A 21741-nucleotide genomic window follows, 5' to 3' on the forward strand; every position below is an offset into this window, starting at 1 on the left:
GCCCTCCGGTCCGCGGCTAGGTGCCGAGGCCGCCCGGATGCGCCAGCCGCCACCCGAATCCCGGGTCCGGCACATCGCGCGCCAGCGCGAGCGGCACCGTGGCGGTCTTCCCGTTCAGGGTGAACGTGCCCTGTCCGAGGATGTCGCCCTTGAATCCGGACGACAGCGGTCGGGTCTGCAGGTCCACGCCGATCGGCGTGTCCGACCACACCAGGAACGACTTCGTCTCGGTCGCGACCAGCTTCGATGTCGCTCCCCAGGCGGTGGTGTAGGTCCCGAACACCTGGCCCTTCTCGACCGGCGTGACCTGGTGGAAGCCGTTCTTCATGCTGGTGAGGAGCGCCTGGACACCCGCCCACAGGTCGTCGTGGGTGGGCGCGCCGAGCACGACGCCGAGCACCCGCACCTTCGTCGCACCGACCGGGAGCTCCGCCGAGAAGAGCAGGCAGTTGCCCGCCTCGTCGGTGTTGCCGGTCTTGATGCCGTCCATCCCCTCGAAACCGAGGAGGGTGTTCGTGTTGTCCTGCGACCCGGCTCCTGGCAGGTTCGCGTTCTTCTGCGACACGATCGACGACAGCACGGGCGACGCCAGCACGAGCTTCCCGATGCCGATGAGGTCCTTCGTCGTGCTCACGTTGCCGGGGTCGAGGCCGTCCGGGGTCGTGATCTTCGTTCCGCTGAAGCCGTTCTTCGCGAGCCAATCGTTCGCGGCGGAGACGTAGGCGCTCGTCGAGCCATACGCCCAGTTCGCCAGCGAGATCGCGTAGTTGTTCGCGGAGGGCAGGAGCATCGCCTCCAGCGCCTGCTTCTCGGTCATCGAGGTGCCGGCGACCACCGGTGCCCACGAACCGCCGGCCGCGACGACGTCGTGCCAGATGTTCACGTCGCGCTGCGTGAACGCGATGTCCGGACCCTGGTCGTCGCCGTTCAGCGGCTTCTTCTCCAGCACCACGAGTGCGGTGATGGTCTTCGTGATGCTGGCGATCGGCACGCTCGCGTCGCTGCCGTGCGACGCCGAGGCACCCGGGTAGTCGGGGGCGACGATCGCGGAGGAGCCGTACCCGGGCCACGCCAGCTGCGCGGCCGGCTGGACCAGCTGCTTGCCGTGCGCGGTGACGGCGGCTGTCGCCGGGACGGGCGCGACCAGCGACCCGACAACGTAGACGAACGCGAGGAGGACGGCGATCACGGTTCCGAAGACGACGATCCGGCGCCGGCGGTACACCGTCCGCGAGACACGGCGCGGCGGATCGACGAGAACTTGCTGGGGCACCCTCGGATTTTAGCGGCGGCTATCCCTGCTGCGGCTGAGAACGCGCGCTGAGCGCCCACAACGCCACCGCGGATGCCGACGCCACGTTGAGCGAGTCGACGCCGTGCAGCATCGGGATGGTGACGACGGTGTCCGCCGCCGCCAGGGCCCGGCGGCTCAGCCCGTCCCCCTCCGCTCCGAACACCATCGCGACGCGCTCCGGCGGGTCGGCCGCATAGGCGTCGAGCGTCACCGCATCGTCGGACAGCGCCAGCGCGGCGATGTCGAACCCCGCATCGTGCAGCAGCGGAACGGCGTCGTCCCACTCGGGCAGCCGGGTCCACGGCACCTGCAGCACCGTGCCCATCGACACGCGGACGCTCCGGCGGTACAGCGGATCGGCGCACCGCGGGGTGACCAGCACGGCGTCCGCGCCGAGGCCGGCGACCGAGCGGAAGATCGCCCCGACGTTGGTGTGGTCGACGATGTCCTCCAGCACCACGACGCGCCGCGCATCCCGCATCAGGTCGGCCGGATCGGGCAGCACCGGGCGGTGCATCGCCGCGAGGGCGCCGCGGTGCAGGTGGTAGCCGGTGAGCCGCTCCAGCACGGCCGCGTCACCGACGAAGACCGGGACGTCGGGGTACGGAGCGAGCAGCGGCTCCACGTCCGCGAGCCACTGCTCCTGCAGCAGCACGGACCGCGGTCGGTGCCCGGCGGCCAGCGCGCGGGTGATCACCTTCGTCGACTCGGCGATGTACAGGCCGCCCTCCGGCTCGGTCACCCGCCGCAGAGCGACATCGGTGAGACGCGAGTAGTCGGCGAGACCGCCGGCCTCCAGGTCGTCGATGCGGTGCAGGAGCATGGCTCTACACTGCCAGCCGCACGAAACAAATCGGAAAACTGGGGTGTTTAGACTCAAAGAGGATCTGGAGGTGCCTGTGACCACGCTGACGACCGAGCTCCCGCCGGAGCTCGCCCGCGGGATCGACCAGACCGTCGAGCTGCTCTCCGGCCGCCGTTTCGCCGTTCTGACCGGTGCCGGCGTGTCCACCGACTCCGGTATCCCGGACTACCGCGGCGAGGGCGCACCGAAGCGCACGCCGATGACGTTTCAGCAGTTCCTCGCCGACGACCGCTTCCGCAAGCGCTACTGGGCGGGCAGCCACCTCGGCTACCGCCGCTTCGCCGCCGCGCAGCCCAACGACGGCCACCGCGCCCTGGCGGCTCTGGAGTCGTCGGGCGCCGCAAACGGTGTCATCACGCAGAACGTCGACGGCCTGCACAAGCAGGCGGGGTCGCGCAAGGTCGTCGACCTGCACGGCGCGATGGACCGCGTCCTCTGCCTCGTCTGCGGCCAGATCTTCGCGCGCGAGGCGATCACCTCCCGCATCGACGCCGCGAACCCGTGGCTCGACACGGAGGGCGCCGTCGAGATCGCGCCGGACGGCGATGCCGTCGTCACCGATATCGACGCCTTCGTCGTCCCGGACTGCACCGTGTGCGGCGGACGCCTGAAGCCGGACGTCGTGTTCTTCGGCGAGTTCGTGCCCGCCGAGAAGTATCGCGAGGCCAGCGCGCTGGTCCGCTCGGCGGAGGCCCTCGTGATCGCCGGGTCGTCGCTGGTCGTCAACTCCGGCATCCGCCTGCTCGAGGAGGCCAGGCGCCGTCGGCTCCCGATCGTCATCGTCAACCGCGGCGCGACCAAGGGCGACGGTCGCGCGACCATTAAGCTGGACGGTGGGACGACGGAGACACTGGTCGAATTGGCCGAACGGCTGGCCTGAGCCGACGGCGCGCGTCCCGTGACGAAAGGACGCGTGTGACCTTCATCTCGCTGGTGCGGCACGGCCAGACCGACTGGAACCTCGCGAAGCGCATCCAGGGCTCCAGCGACATCCCGCTCAATGCGACGGGCCGGGACCAGGCGGAGGCGACGGGACGCGCGCTCGCGGGCGGACGGTTCGACGCGATCTACGCCAGCCCGCTCTCGCGGGCGCTCGACACGGCGCGCATCATCGCCGGTCACGTCGGGCTGGGCGAGCCGGAACGCCTGCCGGCCGTCGCGGAACGGCAGTACGGAGAGGCCGAGGGGCTGACCGGCGAGCAGATCCTGGCCCGCTGGCCGGACGGGACGCCCGTGCCGGGTCGCGAGACCCGCGACGAGGTCGTCGCCCGCGCCCTTCCCGCGCTCCGCGAGCTCGGGGAGCGGCACCCCGGCGAGAACCTCATCGTGGTCAGCCACGGCGGCGTCATCTCGTCGCTCGTGCGCCACGTCACCGACCACGCACTGCCCGGGCCGGGCGAGCTCATCCCGAACGGCTCCGTGCACCGCTTCCGCTACGACGACGGCGACCTCACGCTCGACCGCTTCAACCTCGGTCCGGAGGACCGCGACCTGTTCACCGCCTCCGTCATGTGACGGAACGCCACCCCGCCGCATCCAGGGGTCGCAACACGCCGTTCTGACCCGCCGATAACGGCGCGTCGCGACCCACAGACGGCCGTCAGCGCGACGCGACCTCCGTGAGCACGCCGAGCAGCCGCTCCGCCGACGCGTCCCAGGTGTACCGGGCGGCCTGAGCGCGCGCGGCCGCCGACCGCGCCGCCCACACGCCGTCGTCCTCCAGGTGCCGGATGCGCGCGGCGAGCTGCTCCGGGGCGTCCGCGTCGAAGTACAGCGCGGCCTCCCCGCCGATCTCCCGGAAGATCGGGATGTCGCTGACGACCACCGGCGTTCCGAGCGTCATCGACTCAACCAGCGGGATGCCGAACCCCTCGTCGTGCGACGCGGTCACGAGAGCGGTCGCCGCGGCGAGCGTCTCCGCGTAGTCCTCGTCGCTGGCGCCGTCGTGGAAGACGATCCGCGCCCCCGGGGCGAGCTCCGTCAGGCGCCGCCGTTCTGCATCCGTCACCCGGCTCATCAGGTGGAGCGTGTAGTCCGGCAGCAGCGCGGTGGCGCGCACCAGTGTGTCCACGTTCTTGTACGGCATGAACGAGCCCATGTAGACCAGGCTCTTGCTCTCCGCCGCCGTGCGCTCCGCCCGCCCTGGCGCGAGCTCGGGCATGTCGGCGGCGTTCGGGACGACGTGCACCGGCCGCTTGGTCAGACGGTGCTCGGCGATCAGCCCCTTCGTGGTCTCCGACACGGTGACGACGGCGTCCGATCGGTTCAGCAGCAGGCGCTGCGGCCACCAGGCCAGGTGGTACAGCCGCCAGAGTCCGCGCACGAACGCCGGCAGGTCGCGCGGCGGCGTCGGGTGCCGGTAGTAGATCAGGTCGTGGACGGTCAGCACGAGCAGGTACTTCCGGCCGAAGCCGCCCATCGTCTGCATCGGCGTGAAGACCACGTCCGGCCTGAGGCGGTTGACCGTCCGGGCGACCCACGGCTCCCCCACCGACGTGGGTGCGGGGATGATCTCCCAGGGCAGATCGGGCAGCAGGTCCAGCTGGCGGTGGTCGCTGATGAGCATGGTCACCGGGTGCCGCTTCGCTAGGGCCCTCACGAGCCCGGCGGTGTAGCGGCTGATGCCGTCGTGCCGGCCGATGCGGGTGTAGCGGCAGTCGAACAGGATCCTCACGGTCGCTCCTCCGCGAGTTCGGCGACGAACCGCTGGATGGCGCGGGCCGCGGCCGCCGGGGTCTCGTAGTGGATGAGGTGGCCGACCTCCGGGATGACGACGAGCTCCGCCGCCGGGAACACCGTCTGCAGGCGGTACTCGGCCGCGATGGGCGTGATGTCGTCCTTCTCGGCGGCGACGAGCAGGGTGCGCTCCGGGATGCGCGCCGCGTACTCACTGACGTCGTGCGCGACGGAGGCGCGGAACGCCTCGAGCACGACGCGCCGGTCGCTGAACGCGGAGAAGTAACGGTCGTGCTGGTCGTGGATCCAGCGTCGCAGCGCCGGCTCCTTCGTCTTCGCCATGGCCATGCTCATCACGCGGACGATCACGCGGTTGCGCAGCAACGCGAACCCGAGCCGCTCGGGGAGCACCGAGGCGAGCCAGTAGTAGAACACCGCGAGCCGCGTGAACACACCGCGCGGGCCCTCGAGCGCGGGCTGGCCGATCGGGTTCACCAGCACGACGCCGGCGGGACGTTCGGCGTCCGCTGCGGTGTCCGCATCCGCCAGCGCACCGGCGACGACGATGGATCCGAAGGAGTGGCCGAGCAGCACCACCCGGCCGCTCAGCCCCGACGCGGCGACGAAGGCGCGCAGCCAGCGGCCGTAGCCGGCGACGTCATGCGCCGCCTCGGTCATCGGCGTCGACGCACCGAAGCCCGGGAGGTCGGGCGAGATCATGCGGATGCCGTGCAGCTGCGCGACCACCGGCTCCAAGCCGTGGTGATCGCCGCGGAAGCCGTGCACGAGCACCAGGGTGGTCGTCGCATCCCGGTCGCCGTAGTCCCAGAACCGCGTGGTCGAGCCCAGGACCGGGACCGCCTCTTCGCGCACGGGCACCCGCTCCAGAGCGGCGGCGTAGGGTGAGGAGACAGTCATCGCTTCCCAGTCTAGGCAGGACTGGACAGGGCACCGCTCGCACGCCCTAGACTTCACTGGATGTAATCGCTTGCACCGGATGCCGCTCCCCCGGCGGCCCGCCCGGCATCATCGAGTGCATCACCGCACCGTCCACGCACCGCCCCCGCTTCATCCCGCTCCGGCACCGCCCCCGAACCACCCCGCCAGAAGGAGAACCGTGAGTTTCACCGCGCCCATCACGCTGCCCGGGCTCGCCCTCGATCGGCAGTGGTACCGCCGGTCGGTCTTCTACGAGGTCATGGTCCGCTCGTTCGTCGACAGCAACGGCGACGGGTCCGGCGACATCGCGGGACTGACCTCGAAGCTCGACTACCTGCAGTGGCTCGGGATCGATGCGCTCTGGCTCCCGCCGTTCTTCCAGTCGCCCCTGCGCGACGGCGGCTACGACGTCTCCGACTTCACGTCGATCCTCCCGGAGTTCGGCACGATCGATGAGTTCCGCGAGCTCGTCACCAAAGCCCACGAGCGCAACATGCGCATCATCATCGACCTGCCGATCAACCACACCTCCGATCAGCACGAGTGGTTCCAGCAGTCGCGCTCCGATCCGGAGGGGCCGTTCGGCGACTTCTACGTGTGGAACGACACGGACGACAAGTGGCCGGACATCCGCATCATCTTCGTCGACACCGAGGACTCCAACTGGGCGTTCGACGAGGCCAGGCGGCAGTTCTACTTCCACCGCTTCTTCTCGCACCAGCCGGACCTCAACTTCGAGAACCCGGCCGTGCACGAGGCGATGTACGACGTCGTCCGGTTCTGGCTCGATCTCGGCGTCGACGGCTTCCGGCTCGACGCCATCCCCTACCTCTACGAGTCCGACGAGGGCAACGGCGAGGGCGAGCCGAAGACCCATGAGTTCATCATCAAGCTGCGCGAATGGGTCGACCGCGAGTACCCCGGCCGCATCATGATCGCCGAGGCCAACCAGTGGCCGCGCGAGGTGGCGGCGTTCTTCGGCAGCGAGGAGGAGCCGGAGTGCCACATGGCCTTCGACTTCCCGGTGATGCCGCGCATCTTCTACGCACTGAGGTCGCAGCAGGCCAGCGAGCTCGTCCGGGTGCTCTCCGAGACGACGGACGTGCCCGACGGCGCCGCCTGGGGCGTGTTCCTGCGCAACCACGACGAGCTGACGCTCGAGATGGTCAGCGAGGAGTACCGGCAGGCGATGTACGGCTGGTACGCCTACGACCCGCGGATGCGCGCCAACATCGGCATCCGGCGCCGCCTCGCGCCGCTGCTCGACAACTCCCGGGCGGAGCTGGAGCTGGCCCACGCGCTGCTGTTCTCGCTGCCGGGCAGCCCGTTCCTGTACTACGGCGACGAGATCGGGATGGGCGACAACATCTGGCTGCCGGATCGCGACAGCTCGCGCACGCCCATGCAGTGGACGCCCGACCGCAACGCCGGCTTCTCCAGCGCCGACCCGGGCAAGCTGTACCTTCCGGTGGTCCAGTCGCTGGTGTTCCACTACAACCAGGTCAACGTCGAGGCGCAGCTCGCGCAGTCGCGGTCGCTGCTGCACTGGATCCGCAACGTGATCCACGTGCGGAAGGCGCATCCCGTGTTCGGGCTGGGCGACATCCGCGTGCTGCCGACCGACCACGAGTCCGTCCTGGCGTTCGTGCGCTCGTACGAGGGCAGCGGCACGCACTTCGGCGACCAGCCGGAGGACGTGCTGTGCGTGTTCTCGTTCGCGCACAATCCCGTGTCGGTCACTCTGGAGGCGCCCGAGTTCGCCGGCCGCACGCTGTACGACCTGTTCGGAGGCGCGGAGTTCCCGACCGTCGCCGACGACGGCCGCTTCACGCTCACCCTCGGCACCCAGAACTTCTACTGGCTGCACATGGAGCCGCGCCGCGACTGACCCGTCCCCCTCCCGAGCTGCGACATCACGTCACCACTCGACCCGGATACCGGCAACGACTCACGACTCGGCGCGCCATCCACAGGGATGACGGTGGGTCGGCTTAGCCTGAGGGCATGAGCACGTGGCACCAGCGACTCGGGGTGTTCGACCTCGAGACCACCGGAATCGACGTCGAATCGGCCCGGATCGTCACCGCCCACGTCGGTCTCCTCGACGAGACCGGTGAGGTGCTGCACCGCCGCGACTGGCTGATCGACCCGCAGGTCGAGATCCCGGCCGAGGCGACGGCCGTCCACGGCATCACGACCGACCGCGCCCGCGAGCACGGAATGGATGCGGCCAGGGCGGTCGCGGCGATCGTTGCGCAGCTGCGCAGCCTGTTCGATCGCGGCATCCCCGTCGTCGCCTACAACGCGCCGTACGACTTCACGCTGCTCGACCGCGAGGCCCGCCGCCACAGCGTCGCCCCGCTCGTCTCCCCCGGCCCCATCATCGACCCGCTAGTCATCGACAAGGCGGTGGACAAGTACCGCCGCGGCAAGCGGACGCTCACGGTCACCGCGACCCACTACGGCGTCGACCTCCTCGCCGCCCACGACGCCGGAGCCGACGCCATCGCGGCCGGCCGGGTCGCGCAGGCGCTCGCCCGCATCCACGCCGAGGCCCTCGCCCTGGAGGCCGCTGAGCTTCACCGTCGCCAGGTGGACTGGTGCCGCGAGCAGGCCGCCGACTTCCAGGAGTACATGCGCCGGGAGCGCGACCCCGGGTTCACGACCTCGGGCGCGTGGCCCATCCGCTGAGCCCCCGCTGAGCTGCCACCCGCATGCGGGGGCTTCTGCACGCGCCGCTGGGCCGCTAGATTGTGCCGCATGAGCGACTCCAACCTGAACCCGCAGCCCCTCCCGCCGCAGCAGCCCGCCGGCTACCAGCAGCAGTACCAGGGCGCGCAGCCCGGCTGGAACACCATGTCGATCGTGGCCTTCATCCTGTCCTTCTTCGTCAACATCGTCGGCATCATCCTGGGCTTCATCGCCCTCAACCAGATCAAGCGCACCGGCGAGCAGGGCCGGGGCCTCGCGATCGCGGCCATCATTATCGGCTTCGTCTCGGTGGCCTTCGGCATCATCTTCGCCATCATCTTCTTCGCGTCGCTCGGCGCCGCGATGAGCAACTACAACTACAACTGACCGCCCGCCGCGGAACGACGAAGGCCCCCGTCCGGTGGACGGGGGCCTTCGTCGTGCGGCTTACTTGCCGAAGCTCTTGTAGCGCGAGTTGAACTTCTCGACGCGGCCGGCCGAGTCCATGATGCGCTGCTTGCCCGTGTAGAACGGGTGCGACTCGGAGGAGATCTCGACGTCGATCACCGGGTAGGTGTTGCCGTCCTCCCACTCGATGGTCTTGTCGCTCGAGACGGTGGAGCGGGTGAGGAACGTCGCACCCGAGGCCAGGTCGCGGAAAACCACCGGGGCGTAGTCGGGGTGGATGCCAGTCTTCATCAGGACTTCCTTGTTGCAGCTAGTAGTCGGTTCGGTCGTGTCCGCGCAGACCGCGTGGACGGGAAGCTTCAGACCCGCGAGCCCGGGATCGCAGCCATGACGGCGCGAACGGTTCGGGGACCAGCTATCGAGTCTAGCAGATCGCGGGCGGGCGATCAGCCTTCGACGCCCTGGCGCGCCCGGGCGGTGTAGCGGCCGTCCGACTCCGTGATCTCCACGTCGATGTCGAAGGTCGCACTGAGGTTCTCGCTCGTCAGCACATCGCCGATCGGGCCCTGGGCGGTGATCTCGCCGTCCTTGAGCAGCAGCGCGCGGTTGAACGCCTGCGGGATCTCCTCGACGTGGTGCGTGACCATCACGATCGCGGGCGATTTGGGGTCGCTGGCGTACCCGCCGAGCAGCTGAAGCAGCTCCTCGCGACCGCCGAGGTCGAGGCTCGCCGCCGGCTCGTCGAGCAGCAGGATCTCCGGATCCGTCATCACCGACCGGGCGATCTGCACCCGCTTCTGCTCACCGTCGGAGAGGCTGCCGAAGGTGCGCTCGGCGAGGTGGTCGAGGTGCCATTCGGAGAGCACCCGGTGGGCACGGCGCTCGTCGATGTCCTCATACAGCTCGTTCCAGCGGCCGGTCACGGCATACGCGGCGGTCATCACGACATCCAGCACGCGCTCGTTCCGCGGGATGCGCCGGGCGAGCGCGCTCGAGGCGAAGCCCAGCAGCGGTCGCAGCTCTGCGAGGTCGGTGTGGCCGACCGACTCCCCCAGCACGACGGCCTCTCCCGAGCTCGGGTGCAGAGCCGCCGCGGCGATCTGCAGCAGGGTCGTCTTCCCCGCGCCGTTCCTGCCCAGGATGACCCACCGCTCGTCCGGTTCGACCGTCCAGTCGATACCCTTCAGGACGGGGTTGCCGTCCCGCACAACGGACACGTCGGAAAGTCGGAGAACGCTGTCGGCCATAGCCTCCAGCCTAGCGTCGCCGGGCACCCCTCAGTGACGACCGGCGAGGGAGCGGTACACGTCCCGGGTCTGCTCCGCGATGGCCGTCCAGCTGAACGAGGTCTCCGCCCGCTCACGCCCTGCGCGGCCCATCTCGGCCGCTCGCGCCGGGTCGGAGGCCACCTCGGTGAGTGCCGCCGCGAGATCGGCGACGAAGGCGTCCGGGTCGGTCGGGGTGCCCGTGCCGTCCTGCAGCTGCCGGATCGGCACGAGTCGTCCGGTCACGCCGTCCACGATGACCTCGGGGATGCCGCCGGTGGCCGTGCCGACCACGGGAAGCCCGCACGCCATCGCCTCGAGGTTGACGATCCCCAGCGGCTCGTAGATGGACGGGCAGACGAAGACGGTGGATGCGGTCAGCGCGATGCGGAGGTCGTCGTTCGGGAGCAGGCGGTCGATCCAGACCACGCCGTCGCGCTCGCGCTGCAGCTCCTCCACGAGACCCGTCACCTCGGCCAGGATCTCCGGAGTGTCCGGAGCGCCGGCGCACAGGATGACCTGTACCTCGGGCGGCAGCATCCTGGCCGCCCGCAGCAGATATGGCAGCCCCTTCTGGCGTGTGATGCGGCCGACGAAGATGACGGCCGGGCGGTCGGGGTCGATCCCGAGGGCTCGCGCGCGGTCGTCGTCGCGCAGCGGCTGCCAGCGCTCGAGGTCGATGCCGTTGTAGATGGTGACGACCTTGGTCGGGTCGAGCTCCGGATACGAGGCGAGGATGTCGCGGCGCATCCCGTCGCTGACCGCGATCACGGTGTCGGCGGCCTCGAACGCGGTCTTCTCGATCCAGCTGGACACGCGGTAGCCGCCGCCGAGCTGCTCGGCCTTCCACGGCCGGAGCGGCTCCAGGCTGTGCGCCGTGACGACGTGCGGGACGCCGTGCAGCAGCTTCGCCAGGTGGCCGGCGCCGTTCGCATACCAGGTGTGCGAGTGGACGACATCCGCTCCCCCGCAGTCCTGCGCCATCTGCAGATCGACACCGAGCGTGGCGATCGCCCCGTTGGCGTCGGCGAGTTCGGCGGGCACGCGGTAGGAGGCCGTATCCGGCTCGTCCCGCGGCTCGCCGAAGGCGCGGACGATCACCTCGGTGTCGGTCCGCAGAGCCTTCACGAGCTCGGTCACATGGACCCCGGCCCCGCCGTAGATGTCCGGCGGATACTCCCGGGTGAGCAGATCGACGCGCATGTCCGAAACGCTAGTACAGCGATCAGTTCGCCTCTACTGTTGTGGACATGGCATCAGGCAAGAAGATCTTCGGCATCGTCCTCGCGGGCGGAGAGGGAAAGCGGCTGATGCCGTTGACGGCGGACCGGGCGAAGCCCGCCGTCCCGTTCGGCGGGCAGTACCGCCTCATCGATTTCGCCCTGTCGAACCTGATCAACTCGCAACTGCGCCAGATCGTCGTCCTCACCCAGTACAAGTCGCACAGCCTCGACCGCCACGTCTCGCAGACCTGGCGCCTCGACGGCATCACCAACTCGTACATCGCGTCCGTCCCTGCTCAGCAGCGGCTCGGCAAGCGATGGTTCTCCGGGTCGGCGGACGCCATCCTGCAGAGCCTCAACCTGCTGCGCGACGAGAAGCCGGACATCGTGGTCGTCGTCGGCGCCGATCACGTGTACCGGATGGACTTCGCCCAGATGATCGAGGCGCACATCGCCTCCGGGGCCCCGGCGACGGTGGCCGCGATCCGCCAGCCGATCGGGCTCGCGGACCAGTTCGGCGTCATCGAGGTCGAGCCGGAGCGCACCGACCGCATCGGCGCGTTCCGCGAGAAGCCGCGCGACCCGATCGGCCTGCCCGACTCGCCCGACGAGGTCCTCGCCTCCATGGGCAACTACGTCTTCGACGCCGATGCGCTCATCGACGCCGTGGTGCGCGACGGCGACCGTCCCGACTCCAACCACGACATGGGCGGCGACATCATCCCCGACTTCGTGGCCCGCGGCGAGGCGGCGGTCTACGACTTCAACAACAACGACGTCCCCGGATCGACCGACCGCGACCGCTACTACTGGCGCGACGTCGGGACGATCGACTCGTTCTTCGAGGCCCACCAGGACCTCATCTCGGCCCTGCCGGTGTTCAACCTGTACAACCGGTCCTGGCCGATCTTCAGCCAGGTGCTCAACTCCCCGCCGGCGAAGATCGTGCGCGACGGACGCGGCGCCCTCGGCACGACCATCGACTCCATCGTCTCGCTCGGCTCGGTGATCTCCGGCGCCCACCTCGAGCGCAGCGTCCTCGGCCCGTGGGCGAAGGTCGACTCCGGCGCGAAGGTCGTCGACTCGGTCGTCTTCGAGCGCGCGATCATCGAGCCGAACGCGTTCGTCGGCCGCGCCATCCTCGACAAGGACGTGGTGGTCGCCGAGGGCGCCCAGATCGGCGTGGATGCGGATCGCGACCGCGCCAGGGGCTTCACCGTGACCGACTCGGGCATCACCGTGGTCGGCAAGGGCGTCCACGTCGTTCCATGACGACCGAACAGCACCCCAGGTCCGCCTCCGTCCTCGTCGTCCTCGACGCCGACTCCACGCTGCTCCAGGACGAGGTCATCGAGCTGCTCGCCGATGAGGCGGGGTCCCGTCCGGAGGTCGCCGAGATCACCGAGCGCGCCATGCGCGGCGAGCTCGACTTCGAAGAGAGCCTGCGCGAACGCGTCCGCACCCTCGCGGGCCTGCCCGCCGCCGTGTTCCAGCACGTCGGTGAGCGCATCCGGGTGACCGAGGGCGTCCCGGAGCTCATCGCCGGGGTCCAGGCGGCCGGCGGCGTCGTCGGCGTGGTGTCCGGCGGCTTCCACGAGCTGCTCGACCCTATCGGCGAACGCCTCGGGCTCGACCACTGGCGCGCCAACCGGCTCGTGGTCGAGGACGGCCGGCTCACCGGCGAGGTCGACGGACCGGTGGTGGATGCGGCGGCCAAGGCTCAGGCGCTGCTGCTCTGGGCCGCCGACGCCGGCGTGCACCTGCGGCAGACCGTGGCCATCGGCGACGGAGCGAACGACCTGCGGATGATGGCGGAGGCGGGCCTCTCCGTCGCCTTCAACGCGAAGCCGCGGGTGCGGGCGGAGGCCGACCTGGTCATCGACCGGCCGGACCTCTCGCAGGTGCTCCCCCTCCTCGGCCTCCGCGGCTGAGCCCCCAGCCGACAGCTCCTGAGTCTTCCGGCCCGATACACCGATCGCGGGCCGAAAAACTCAGGAGCTGTGTGCGTGGGTCAGTGCCCCATCCCGAGACCGCCGTCGACGGGGATGACCGCGCCGGAGATGTAGCCGGCGTCATCTCCGGCGATCCACGTCACGACCTTCGCGACCTCCGAGGCCGACGCGAAGCGGCCGGCCGGGATGCTCTTCTTGTACTCGGCCTGCTGCGCCTCGGGGAGCGCCGCCGTCATGTCGGTCTCGATGAACCCAGGCGCGACGACGTTCGCGGTGATGCCGCGCGCGCCCAGCTCACGGGTGATGGACCGCGCCATGCCGACCAGCCCGGCCTTCGACGACGCGTAGTTGACCTGCCCGGCGCCGCCGAACAGACCGACGACGCTGGAGATCAGGACGATCCGGCCGAACCGCGCCTTCAGCATCCCCTTGTTCGCCCGCTTCACGACACGGAACGCGCCGCCGAGGTTCGTCTCGACGACCGAGTCGAACTCCTCGTCCGTCATCCGCATCAGCAGCGTGTCCTTGGTGATGCCCGCGTTCGCGACGACGACCTCCACCGGACCGAGCTTCTCCTCCACCTCGGCGAAGGCGGCATCCACGGAGGCGGTGTCCGTGACGTCCGCACGCACCGTCAGCGCGCCCGCCGGGCCCTCGCCGGACCGCGCGGTGACCGCCACCCGGTGGCCCTGGGCGACGAACTCCTCGGCGATGGCGTAGCCGATCCCCCGGTTGCCTCCGGTGACGAGGACGGTGCGTGGCGTGGTCATGCGATTCCCTTCAGGAAGACGGCTTTCTGCAGATTCGACCCCAGCAGGGCCGAACCCAAGTTTATGGACGTACGCTGGAGGCAACGCACATGAAGAAGCCCTCAGCACCGTCGATCACGAGTCTCCCCCTCTCTCCCGATGAGGAGCGACGGCACCGGATGATCAAGTATTCGGTCGCCATGGGCGTCCGCGTGCTCTGCCTCGTCGCCGCCGTGATCGTCCCCGGCTGGTGGGCCGCCATCCCGCTCGTCGGAGCGATCTTCCTGCCCTACTTCGCCGTGGTCATCGCCAACGTCTCGGTGGAGCAGGGTCGAGTCGCCGTTCAGCGTCCAGGCAGTATCGTTCCTGTTGCGCCCACTCCGCAGGCGCCGAAGGACGAGCCGCGGGAGGGCCAGTGATCGGGATGGGCGAGCCGGAGCCCCTGACGTGCTCGCGCGCCGGCTGCCGGGAGACCGCATCGTGGCGCATCGAGTGGCGCAACCCCCGCATCCACTCGGCCGACCGGGTGAAGGTGTGGCTGGCGTGCGACGAGCATGTCGACTACCTGCGCGAGTTCCTGGCCGCACGCGACTTCCCGCTGCGCGTCGTGCCGGCCGAGGGATCCGAGGTCGCCGCTGAGAGGCCGATCGCGTGACCGGATCGACGACCGGAGGGTGGCGCTTCGCGTTCTCCCGCCGCTGGCTCGGGTACCTGGCGTTCGCGATCGTGTTCGCCATCGCGTGCGGCTTCCTGTCCAACTGGCAGCTCGCGCGCAGCAAGGAGGCCGCTGCCGCGAACGCCCTCGTGACGGCGAACTTCGACCAGGCTCCCGTTCCCCTGGCCGACGAGCTGCCGACGCTGGGCTCGTACTCGCCGAAGCAGGAGTGGAAGCGCGTCACCGTGACGGGCACGTACGAACGAGACAAGCAGCTGCTCGTCCGCAACCGCCCCTTCAACGGCAACCCCGGCTTCGAGGTGCTGACGCCGCTCCGCACAGCCGATGGCTCGCTGTTCATCGTGGACCGCGGCTGGGTCCCCACCGGCAACACCACCGACTCCCCCGACCACGTTCCGGCCGCGCCGGCCGGCACCGTGACCGTCGTCGCGCGGTTGAAGGCCAGCGAACCGGCCATCGCCGGGCGCACAGCGACGGGCGATCAGGTGGGCACCATCCAGCTCTCCGTCGTCGAGCAGAAGCTCGGAGGGGCCGACGTCTACACCGGCGCATACGGACTGCTCGACAGCGAGGACCCGGCTCCCGCCACCGCGCCGACGCCGACCGTCACCAGCCCGCCGACGCAGGACGAGGGCCTGCACTGGTCGTACATGATCCAGTGGATCATCTTCGCCCTGATCGGATTCTTCGGCCTCGGCTACGCGCTGGTCACGGAGTACCGCAAGCGCAACTCCGACGACCCCGCAGAACGCGAGCGCGCTGCGGCCCGCGAGCGGCGCCGCCGCGCCAAGCGCACCGACGCCGACGTGGAGGACGAACTCCTCGACGCCGCGCGCTGACCCTCCCCGCCCCCGTCGAGTACGCACAAATTGCACGCCCCAGAGCCTCTGGGCGTGCAATTTTTGTGTACTCGACGGAGGCGCGGAGGGGTCAGGCGAGAGAGATGAGGTCGAGGTAGTCGCGCGACCAGTGGTCCTCGACGCCGTCGGGGAGGATGAGGACGCGCTCCGGGTTCAGCGCCTCCACCGCTCCCTCGTCGTGGCTGACCAGGACGACCGCGCCCTCGTAGTGCGCCAGCGCATCCAGGATCTCCTCGCGGCTCGCCGGGTCGAGGTTGTTGGTCGGCTCGTCGAGCAGCAGCACATTCGCGCCGGAGACGACGATCATCGCCAGGGCGAGCCGGGTCTTCTCGCCGCCGGAGAGCACGCCCGCCGGCTTGTGCGCGTCGTCCCCCGTGAACAGGAACGAGCCGAGCACCCTGCGGGCCTCCGTCTCGGTGAGCGACGGCGATGACGACACCATGTTCTGGAGCACGCTGCGCTCGACGTCGATCGTCTCGTGCTCCTGGGCGTAGTAGCCGACCCGCAGTCCGTGGCCGGGCTCGACCTGCCCGGTGTCGGGCTTGTCGACGCCCGCGAGCATCCGGAGCAGGGTGGTCTTGCCCGCACCGTTCAGCCCGAGCACCACGACCTTCGAGCCGCGGTCGATGGCCAGATCGACGGCGGTGAAGATCTCCAGCGAGCCGTAGCTCTTGGACAGGTCGCTCGCCTGCAGCGGCGTGCGGCCGCACGGCGCCGGGGTCGGGAACCGCAGCTTGGCGACCCGGTCGACCTGGCGCACGTCCTCCAGCCCGGCGAGCAGCTTCTCGGCACGCGCGACCATCTGGTGCGCCGCCGCGGCCTTCGTCGCCTTCGCGCCGAACTTGGCGGCCTGCAGCTGCAGGGCGCCCGCCTTCTTCTCGGCGTTCGCGCGCTCCTTCTTGCGACGCTCCTCGTCGGCGGCGCGCTGACGCTGGTAGTTCTTCCAGCCCATGTTGTAGATGTCGATGACCTGGCGGTTCGCATCCAGGTAGAAGACCCGGTTGACCGTCTCGCCGACCAGTTCGACGTCGTGCGAGATGACGATGAATCCACCGGTGTAGTTCTTCAGGAACTCACGCAGCCAGATCACCGAGTCGGCGTCCAGGTGGTTGGTCGGCTCGTCCAGGATCATCGTGCGGGCATCGGAGAACAGGATGCGCGCCAGCTCGATGCGCCGGCGCTGGCCGCCCGACAGCGTCTTCAGCGGCTGGTCGAGGATGCGGTCGGGCAGGTTGAGATTGGAGGCGATGGATGCGGCCTCGGCCTCGGCGGCGTACCCGCCGAGCAGGTGGAAGCGCTCCTCCAGCCGTCCGTACTTCTTCATCGCCGCTTCGGACACGGCGGAGTCGGTGCTCGCCATGTCGACGGTGGCCTGCTGCATCCCGAGCACGATCGAGCCGAGGCCCCGGGCGTCGAGGATGCGCGTGCGAGCCAGGTCGTCGAGGTTGCCGGATCGGGGATCCTGCGGCAGGTAGCCGAGCTCCCCGGAGCGGTCCACTTTTCCGGCGGTCGGCAGCAGGTCGCCGGCGAGGACCTTGGTAAGCGTCGTCTTGCCGGCGCCGTTGCGGCCGACGAGTCCGATCTTGTCCCCGTCGGCGACGCGGAAGCTCACGTCCTCCATCAGAAGGCGTGCGCCAACGCGCAGCTCCAGCCCCTGCACGGCAAGCACGTCGTTCTCTTCTCTACTCGGTTCTCAGCAAACAGTTCCGGACTTTTTCGGCCCGACACGCCACGGCGCGGTCGAAAAAGTCCGGAACTGTTGGAAAGGGGGATGTTCAGATGGCGAAGCCGAGGGCGCGCATCATGTCGCGCCCGTCGTCGCTGATCCGCTCGGGACCCCACGGCGGCATCCACACCCAGTTGATGCGGAAGGCCTCGACGATCCCGTCGAGCGCCTCAGCCGTCTGCTCTTCGAGCACGTCGGTCAGCGGGCAGCCGGCACTGGTGAGCGTCATCGAGATGATGAGCGCGTTGTTCTCGTCGTCCCAGGCCAGATCGTAGATGAGGCCCAGGTCGACGACGTTGATCCCGAGCTCGGGATCCATGACGTCCTTCAGCGCCTCTTCGACCTGGTCGAAGAGCGCGGGACTCAGAGTGGCGGGCATGGTGGGATTCTACCTCTCGAAGCTCAGGAACCGACCTCGGCCGCCGATGCGGCCGCAGGCTCGGGGGCGTCGACGTAGCGGTCGTAGCCCTCCTCCTCCAGGCGGTCGGCCAGCTCGGGGCCGCCCTGCTCGGCGACGCGGCCGGCGACGAACACGTGCACGAAGTCCGGCTTGATGTAGCGCAGGATGCGCGTGTAGTGCGTGATCAGCAGGATGCCGAGCCCGGTGTTGGCCTTCGCCCGGTTGACGCCCTCCGACACGATCTTGAGCGCGTCGACGTCGAGGCCGGAGTCGGTCTCGTCGAGCACGGCGAACTTCGGCTTGAGCAGCTCCAGCTGGAGGATCTCGTTGCGCTTCTTTTCGCCGCCCGAGAAGCCCTCGTTGACGTTGCGCTCGGCGAACGACGAGTCCATGCGCAGCGCACCCATCGACTCCCGGACGTCCTTCACCCAGGTGCGGATGGACGGCGCCTGGCCGTCGATCGCCGTCTTGGCGGTGCGGAGGAAGTTGGTGTTGGTCACGCCGGGGATCTCGACCGGGTACTGCATCGCGAGGAAGAGCCCGGCGCGGGCGCGCTCGTCGACGGTCATCGCGAGGACGTCCTCGCCGTCGAGCGTGATGCTGCCCTGGGTCACCGTGTACTTCGGGTGACCGGCGATCGTGTAGGCGAGGGTGGACTTGCCGGAGCCGTTCGGGCCCATGATCGCGTGGATCTCACCCTCGTTGATGGTGAGGTCGACGCCGTTCAGGATGGGCTTGGTGCCCTGGTCCGTCTCGACGGTGACGTGGAGGTCGCGGATCTCGAGGACTGACATGGTTACTTGTTCACTTTCGGGGCGCTGGGGTCGATGAAGACGTCTCCGTCGATGATCTCGACGGGAAACACGGGGACCGGCTCGTAGGCCGGGAGGTTGAGGGGCTTGCCGGTGACCAGGGAGAACTGGGACCCGTGGGCCCAGCACTCCAGGGTCTCGTCCTCGACGAAGCCCTCGGACAGCGAGATCTCGCCGTGGGTGCAGGTGTCGCCGATGGCGTGCACCGCACCGGACGAGTCCTTGACGACGGCGATGGGGACGCCGTCGAGCACGACGCGGGTGGCCTGGTTCTCGACCAGCTCCGCGACGGCCGCGACGCGCTGACCCGCCATCAGTGCTCGGCCCCGGCGTTCGGCGCGGACGGCGTCGACGCGGTGACCGTCGCCGACTCCAGCTCGTCCTCGATCTTCGCTTGCAGGCGCTCCTGGAGCGCCGGCGAGCCGATCTGCTGGACGATCTCGGCGAGGAAGCCGCGCACGACCAGACGGCGCGCCTCCTCCTCCGGGATGCCGCGGGACTGCAGGTAGAACAGCTGCTCGTCGTCGAACCGGCCGGTGGCGCTCGCGTGACCGGCCCCGAGGATGTCGCCGGTCTCGATCTCGAGGTTCGGCACGGAGTCGGCGCGGGCGCCGTCGGTCAGGACGAGGTTGCGGTTCTGCTCGTAGGTGTCGGTGCCGACGGCCGACGGGCCGATCAGCACGTCGCCGATCCAGACCGTGCGCGCGCCGACGCCCTGCAGCGCGCCCTTGTAGGTCACGCGGCTGCGGGTCTCGGGGCCGTCGTGGAAGACGTACACCTGCTGCTCGAGGTGCTGGCCGGCGTCGGCGAAGTAGGCGCCGAGGAGTTCGGCGTCCGACCGGGCGCCCGCCAGGTGGGCGGACGGGTTGAGCCGGACGACCCCGCCGCCGAGCGTGACGGCCACGTGCTTGATGCGCGCGCCCTCGCCCAGCTCGGCGAAGTGGGCGGCGACGTGGAGGGCGTCGTCGTCCCACTCCTGGAGCGACACGACGGTGAGGTCGGCGTCCTTCCCCAGCAGGAACTCGACGTTCTCGGTCAGGTGCGCCGATCCGGTGTTCTGCAGGATCAGCGTAGCGACCGCTCCGGGGGCCACCTCGACGACCGTGTGCGCTGCGCGCGCCGGTCCGCCGAGGGCGGAACGCGTGAGCGTCACCTCGCGGCGGTCGCCGCTGAGGTCGGCTCCGATGGTCACGAGCAGGGCCTGCTCGAAGGCCGTCCAGGCGTTGGCGGACGCGCGGTCCTCCGGCTTCCCGCCTGCACCGATCCTGGCGTCGTCCCGCGTGATCCACGCGGTGGTCACACCGGGAGCGGCGGTCACGTCGTACACGTACGGCGAGCCGTCCAGCTCACCCGTGATGAGCTCCTGGAGCCGCGCGACGGGCGTGTACTTCCACATCGGCTCGCGACCGGTCACCGCGGGGAAGTCGGAGACCTCCGTCGATGTGAACCGCTCGGCGCGGCTCTGGACGGGGACGGGCGCGCGCAGGTGCTTCGGGGCGGGGGCGGCCGTGTCGGTCGTCGTCGTCTCGATCTGCGTCATCCGACAGAGCCTTCCATGCCCATCTCGATGAGCTTGTTGAGTTCCAGTGCGTACTCCATCGGGAGCTCGCGGGCGATCGGCTCGATGAAGCCGCGGACGATCATCGCCATGGCCTCGTCCTCCGGGAGCCCGCGCGACATCAGGTAGAACAGCTGCTCCTCGCTCACGCGCGACACGGTCGCCTCGTGGCCGAGCTGCACGTCGTCGACGCGGATGTCGATGGCCGGGTAGGTGTCGGACCGCGAGATCGTGTCGACGAGCAGCGCGTCGCAGCGCACGGTGTTGGCGGAGTGGTGCGCGTTCGCGTCCACCCGCACCTCGCCGCGGTAGCCCGCGCGGCCGCCGCCGCGTGCGATCGACTTGGAGACGATCGACGACTGCGTGTACGGCGCCATGTGGATCATCTTGGCGCCGGCGTCCTGGTGCTGACCGGGGCCGGCGAAGGCGACGGACAGCGTCTCGCCCTTGGCGTGCTCGCCCATCAGGTAGATCGACGGGTACTTCATCGTCACCTTGGAGCCGATGTTGCCGTCGATCCACTCCATGGTCGCGCCCTCGGCCGCGGTCGCCCGCTTGGTGACGAGGTTGTAGACGTTGTTGGACCAGTTCTGGATGGTCGTGTAGCGGACCCGCGCGTTCTTCTTGACGATGATCTCCACGACCGCGGAGTGCAGCGAGTCCGACTTGTAGATCGGCGCCGTGCAGCCCTCGATGTAGTGGACGTAGCTGCCCTCGTCCGCGATGATCAGGGTCCGCTCGAACTGGCCCATGTTCTCCGTGTTGATGCGGAAGTAGGCCTGCAGCGGGATCTCGACGTGGACGCCCTTCGGCACGTAGACGAACGAGCCGCCCGACCACACAGCGGTGTTCAGCGCGGCGAACTTGTTGTCGCCCGCCGGGATGACCGTGCCGAAGTACTCCTCGAAGATCTCGGGGTGCTCGCGGAGCGCGGTGTCGGTGTCGAGGAAGATGACGCCCTGCTGCTCGAGGTCTTCGCGGATCTGGTGGTAGACGACCTCGGACTCGTACTGCGCGGCGACGCCGGCGACGAGGCGCTGGCGCTCCGCCTCCGGGATGCCGAGCTTCTCGTAGGTGTTCCGGATGTCCTCCGGGAGGTCTTCCCAGCTCTGCGCCTGCTTCTCGGTGGAGCGGACGAAGTACTTGATGTTGTCGAAGTCGATCTCCGACAGGTCGGCGCCCCAGGTCGGCATGGGCTTGCGCTCGAACAGCTGGAGGGCCTTGAGGCGGCGTTGCAGCATCCACTCGGGCTCCTTCTTGAGCGCCGAGATGTCTTTCACCACCTCGGGCGAGAGACCGCGACGAGCGGTGGACCCCGCGGCGTCGGAATCCGACCAGCCGAACTCGTACTGCCCCAAAGAGGCGAGCTCAGGCCGATCGATCAGGATGTCTGACATATCTACCTCGTTTCCTTCCACTCGTAACCGGATATCAGTCCGGCTCATTCCCCTCGGAGAACACGGCTCACGCCGGTCGCTCCTGAGCGTCCTGATTGTGCGGGTGGCGGTGACTGCGTACCAACACGTGCGTACCTAGACTGTTCGGAGAGACGGGCCACGATGCCCCGGCGATGGACGGAGAAACCGGCCGCGCCACGCGCTGGGATGCGCGTTCCTCGAACCCACCAATTCTACAGGTGCGGCGCGG

General features: G+C 69.4%; 24 protein-coding genes. 10 read left to right on the forward strand and 14 right to left on the reverse strand.

The window, feature by feature from the left end; genetic code table 11:
- Positions 1 to 16 precede the first annotated feature (16 nt).
- Both BJ963_RS05570 and BJ963_RS05575 read right to left on the reverse strand, forming a co-directional pair.
- A complete protein-coding gene (locus BJ963_RS05570; protein WP_343037231.1) occupies positions 17 to 1273 on the reverse strand; it encodes a D-alanyl-D-alanine carboxypeptidase family protein in 1257 nt (418 codons plus the stop codon).
- A gap of 19 nt (positions 1274 to 1292) precedes the next feature.
- A complete protein-coding gene (locus tag BJ963_RS05575; protein WP_179455193.1) occupies positions 1293 to 2117 on the reverse strand; it encodes a TrmH family RNA methyltransferase in 825 nt (274 codons plus the stop codon).
- 76 nt (positions 2118 to 2193) lie between these two features.
- Between BJ963_RS05575 and BJ963_RS05580 the strand changes: the two genes are divergently transcribed.
- The gene (locus BJ963_RS05580) at positions 2194 to 3039 is read left to right on the forward strand and encodes a Sir2 family NAD-dependent protein deacetylase (protein WP_179458042.1); all 846 of its coding nucleotides are present in this window, start codon (positions 2194 to 2196) and stop codon (positions 3037 to 3039) included.
- A gap of 35 nt (positions 3040 to 3074) precedes the next feature.
- Positions 3075 to 3674, forward strand: a complete 600-nt coding sequence (locus BJ963_RS05585; protein WP_179455195.1) for a histidine phosphatase family protein — start codon at positions 3075 to 3077, stop codon at positions 3672 to 3674.
- Positions 3675 to 3759: 85 nt separating this feature from the next.
- On the opposite strand, the gene BJ963_RS05590 is transcribed toward BJ963_RS05585, so the two are convergent.
- Both BJ963_RS05590 and BJ963_RS05595 read right to left on the reverse strand, forming a co-directional pair.
- Entirely contained in the window at positions 3760 to 4833 is a 1074-nt protein-coding gene (locus tag BJ963_RS05590; RefSeq protein WP_179455197.1) for a glycosyltransferase, read from the reverse strand.
- Positions 4830 to 5753, reverse strand: coding sequence for an alpha/beta fold hydrolase (locus BJ963_RS05595; RefSeq protein WP_179455199.1), 924 nt, complete (start codon positions 5751 to 5753; stop codon positions 4830 to 4832). The genes BJ963_RS05590 and BJ963_RS05595 overlap by 4 nt, the downstream gene beginning before the upstream one ends.
- Positions 5754 to 5952: 199 nt before the next feature.
- Here BJ963_RS05595 and treS point away from each other — a divergent pair, with 199 nt between their 5' ends.
- From treS to BJ963_RS05610, 3 genes are all read left to right on the forward strand, one after another.
- Positions 5953 to 7662 (forward strand): maltose alpha-D-glucosyltransferase, encoded by a 1710-nt coding sequence (treS, locus tag BJ963_RS05600; RefSeq protein ID WP_179455201.1) that lies wholly within the window; start codon positions 5953 to 5955, stop codon positions 7660 to 7662.
- 116 nt (positions 7663 to 7778) lie between these two features.
- Entirely contained in the window at positions 7779 to 8465 is a 687-nt protein-coding gene (locus BJ963_RS05605; protein ID WP_179455203.1) for an exonuclease domain-containing protein, read from the forward strand.
- A 69-nt stretch (positions 8466 to 8534) separates the two neighbouring features.
- On the forward strand, positions 8535 to 8852 hold the full coding sequence (locus BJ963_RS05610) for a DUF4190 domain-containing protein (RefSeq protein WP_089910733.1): 318 nt from the start codon (positions 8535 to 8537) through the stop codon (positions 8850 to 8852).
- 60 nt (positions 8853 to 8912) lie between these two features.
- On the opposite strand, the gene BJ963_RS05615 is transcribed toward BJ963_RS05610, so the two are convergent.
- From BJ963_RS05615 to glgA, 3 genes are all read right to left on the reverse strand, one after another.
- On the reverse strand, positions 8913 to 9164 hold the full coding sequence (locus BJ963_RS05615) for a type B 50S ribosomal protein L31 (protein WP_018191113.1): 252 nt from the start codon (positions 9162 to 9164) through the stop codon (positions 8913 to 8915).
- Positions 9165 to 9319: 155 nt separating this feature from the next.
- Entirely contained in the window at positions 9320 to 10120 is an 801-nt protein-coding gene (locus tag BJ963_RS05620) for an ABC transporter ATP-binding protein (protein WP_089910728.1), read from the reverse strand.
- 30 nt (positions 10121 to 10150) lie between these two features.
- Positions 10151 to 11341, reverse strand: coding sequence for a glycogen synthase (glgA, locus tag BJ963_RS05625; protein ID WP_179455205.1), 1191 nt, complete (start codon positions 11339 to 11341; stop codon positions 10151 to 10153).
- 47 nt (positions 11342 to 11388) lie between these two features.
- Here glgA and BJ963_RS05630 point away from each other — a divergent pair, with 47 nt between their 5' ends.
- Both BJ963_RS05630 and serB read left to right on the forward strand, forming a co-directional pair.
- A complete protein-coding gene (locus tag BJ963_RS05630) occupies positions 11389 to 12633 on the forward strand; it encodes a glucose-1-phosphate adenylyltransferase (protein ID WP_089910722.1) in 1245 nt (414 codons plus the stop codon).
- Positions 12630 to 13292 carry a phosphoserine phosphatase SerB gene (gene serB, locus BJ963_RS05635; RefSeq protein WP_089910720.1) on the forward strand — a complete coding sequence of 221 codons (663 nt, stop codon included), beginning with the start codon at positions 12630 to 12632 and terminating at the stop codon, positions 13290 to 13292. The genes BJ963_RS05630 and serB overlap by 4 nt, the downstream gene beginning before the upstream one ends.
- A gap of 80 nt (positions 13293 to 13372) precedes the next feature.
- Here the strand turns inward: serB and fabG are convergent, their stop codons facing one another.
- A complete protein-coding gene (gene fabG / locus BJ963_RS05640; RefSeq protein WP_179455207.1) occupies positions 13373 to 14083 on the reverse strand; it encodes a 3-oxoacyl-ACP reductase FabG in 711 nt (236 codons plus the stop codon).
- Positions 14084 to 14172: 89 nt separating this feature from the next.
- Between fabG and BJ963_RS05645 the strand changes: the two genes are divergently transcribed.
- Genes BJ963_RS05645 through BJ963_RS05655 form a run of 3 tightly spaced genes read left to right on the forward strand, consistent with a single transcriptional unit; the run spans position 14173 to position 15577 of the window.
- The gene (locus tag BJ963_RS05645; protein WP_218857024.1) at positions 14173 to 14481 is read left to right on the forward strand and encodes a DUF3099 domain-containing protein; all 309 of its coding nucleotides are present in this window, start codon (positions 14173 to 14175) and stop codon (positions 14479 to 14481) included.
- Between the two features lie 5 nt (positions 14482 to 14486).
- On the forward strand, positions 14487 to 14717 hold the full coding sequence (locus BJ963_RS05650; protein ID WP_172824184.1) for a hypothetical protein: 231 nt from the start codon (positions 14487 to 14489) through the stop codon (positions 14715 to 14717).
- Positions 14714 to 15577, forward strand: a complete 864-nt coding sequence (locus tag BJ963_RS05655; RefSeq protein ID WP_179455209.1) for an SURF1 family cytochrome oxidase biogenesis protein — start codon at positions 14714 to 14716, stop codon at positions 15575 to 15577. Before BJ963_RS05650 ends, BJ963_RS05655 begins: the two co-directional genes overlap by 4 nt.
- A 91-nt stretch (positions 15578 to 15668) precedes the next feature.
- On the opposite strand, the gene BJ963_RS05660 is transcribed toward BJ963_RS05655, so the two are convergent.
- The 6 genes from BJ963_RS05660 to sufB all read right to left on the reverse strand — a co-directional run bounded on the left by BJ963_RS05660 (position 15669) and on the right by sufB (position 21491).
- Complete coding sequence (locus BJ963_RS05660; RefSeq protein WP_089910709.1) at positions 15669 to 17267, reverse strand: ABC-F family ATP-binding cassette domain-containing protein; 1599 nt, start codon at positions 17265 to 17267, stop codon at positions 15669 to 15671.
- A 106-nt stretch (positions 17268 to 17373) separates the two neighbouring features.
- On the reverse strand, positions 17374 to 17703 hold the full coding sequence (locus tag BJ963_RS05665) for a metal-sulfur cluster assembly factor (RefSeq protein WP_089910706.1): 330 nt from the start codon (positions 17701 to 17703) through the stop codon (positions 17374 to 17376).
- Positions 17704 to 17726: 23 nt separating this feature from the next.
- Positions 17727 to 18518, reverse strand: coding sequence for a Fe-S cluster assembly ATPase SufC (gene sufC / locus BJ963_RS05670; protein WP_089910704.1), 792 nt, complete (start codon positions 18516 to 18518; stop codon positions 17727 to 17729).
- Positions 18519 to 18520: 2 nt separating this feature from the next.
- Positions 18521 to 18850 (reverse strand): non-heme iron oxygenase ferredoxin subunit, encoded by a 330-nt coding sequence (locus BJ963_RS05675; RefSeq protein ID WP_089910701.1) that lies wholly within the window; start codon positions 18848 to 18850, stop codon positions 18521 to 18523.
- Positions 18850 to 20076 carry a Fe-S cluster assembly protein SufD gene (sufD, locus tag BJ963_RS05680; protein ID WP_179455211.1) on the reverse strand — a complete coding sequence of 409 codons (1227 nt, stop codon included), beginning with the start codon at positions 20074 to 20076 and terminating at the stop codon, positions 18850 to 18852. Before sufD ends, BJ963_RS05675 begins: the two co-directional genes overlap by 1 nt.
- A complete protein-coding gene (sufB, locus tag BJ963_RS05685; RefSeq protein WP_089910696.1) occupies positions 20073 to 21491 on the reverse strand; it encodes a Fe-S cluster assembly protein SufB in 1419 nt (472 codons plus the stop codon). The genes sufD and sufB overlap by 4 nt, the downstream gene beginning before the upstream one ends.
- Between the last annotated feature and the right edge of the window lie 250 nt (positions 21492 to 21741).

The organism is Leifsonia soli, assembly GCF_013408745.1.
GTDB classification, from domain to species: Bacteria; Actinomycetota; Actinomycetes; order Actinomycetales; family Microbacteriaceae; genus Leifsonia; species Leifsonia soli.

Coding starts and splice junctions, on each gene's coding strand:
- BJ963_RS05575 (WP_179455193.1), bottom strand. CDS start 2,117: ATGCTCCTGCACCGCATCGACGACCTGGAGGCCGGCGGTCTCGCCGAC.
- BJ963_RS05595 (WP_179455199.1), bottom strand. CDS start 5,753: ATGACTGTCTCCTCACCCTACGCCGCCGCTCTGGAGCGGGTGCCCGTG.
- BJ963_RS05605 (WP_179455203.1), top strand. CDS start 7,779: ATGAGCACGTGGCACCAGCGACTCGGGGTGTTCGACCTCGAGACCACC.
- BJ963_RS05610 (WP_089910733.1), top strand. CDS start 8,535: ATGAGCGACTCCAACCTGAACCCGCAGCCCCTCCCGCCGCAGCAGCCC.
- BJ963_RS05615 (WP_018191113.1), bottom strand. CDS start 9,164: ATGAAGACTGGCATCCACCCCGACTACGCCCCGGTGGTTTTCCGCGAC.
- BJ963_RS05620 (WP_089910728.1), bottom strand. CDS start 10,120: ATGGCCGACAGCGTTCTCCGACTTTCCGACGTGTCCGTTGTGCGGGAC.
- glgA (WP_179455205.1), bottom strand. CDS start 11,341: ATGCGCGTCGATCTGCTCACCCGGGAGTATCCGCCGGACATCTACGGC.
- BJ963_RS05630 (WP_089910722.1), top strand. CDS start 11,389: ATGGCATCAGGCAAGAAGATCTTCGGCATCGTCCTCGCGGGCGGAGAG.
- serB (WP_089910720.1), top strand. CDS start 12,630: ATGACGACCGAACAGCACCCCAGGTCCGCCTCCGTCCTCGTCGTCCTC.
- fabG (WP_179455207.1), bottom strand. CDS start 14,083: ATGACCACGCCACGCACCGTCCTCGTCACCGGAGGCAACCGGGGGATC.
- BJ963_RS05645 (WP_218857024.1), top strand. CDS start 14,173: ATGAAGAAGCCCTCAGCACCGTCGATCACGAGTCTCCCCCTCTCTCCC.
- BJ963_RS05650 (WP_172824184.1), top strand. CDS start 14,487: ATGGGCGAGCCGGAGCCCCTGACGTGCTCGCGCGCCGGCTGCCGGGAG.
- BJ963_RS05665 (WP_089910706.1), bottom strand. CDS start 17,703: ATGCCCGCCACTCTGAGTCCCGCGCTCTTCGACCAGGTCGAAGAGGCG.
- sufC (WP_089910704.1), bottom strand. CDS start 18,518: ATGTCAGTCCTCGAGATCCGCGACCTCCACGTCACCGTCGAGACGGAC.
- BJ963_RS05675 (WP_089910701.1), bottom strand. CDS start 18,850: ATGGCGGGTCAGCGCGTCGCGGCCGTCGCGGAGCTGGTCGAGAACCAG.
- sufD (WP_179455211.1), bottom strand. CDS start 20,076: ATGACGCAGATCGAGACGACGACGACCGACACGGCCGCCCCCGCCCCG.
- sufB (WP_089910696.1), bottom strand. CDS start 21,491: ATGTCAGACATCCTGATCGATCGGCCTGAGCTCGCCTCTTTGGGGCAG.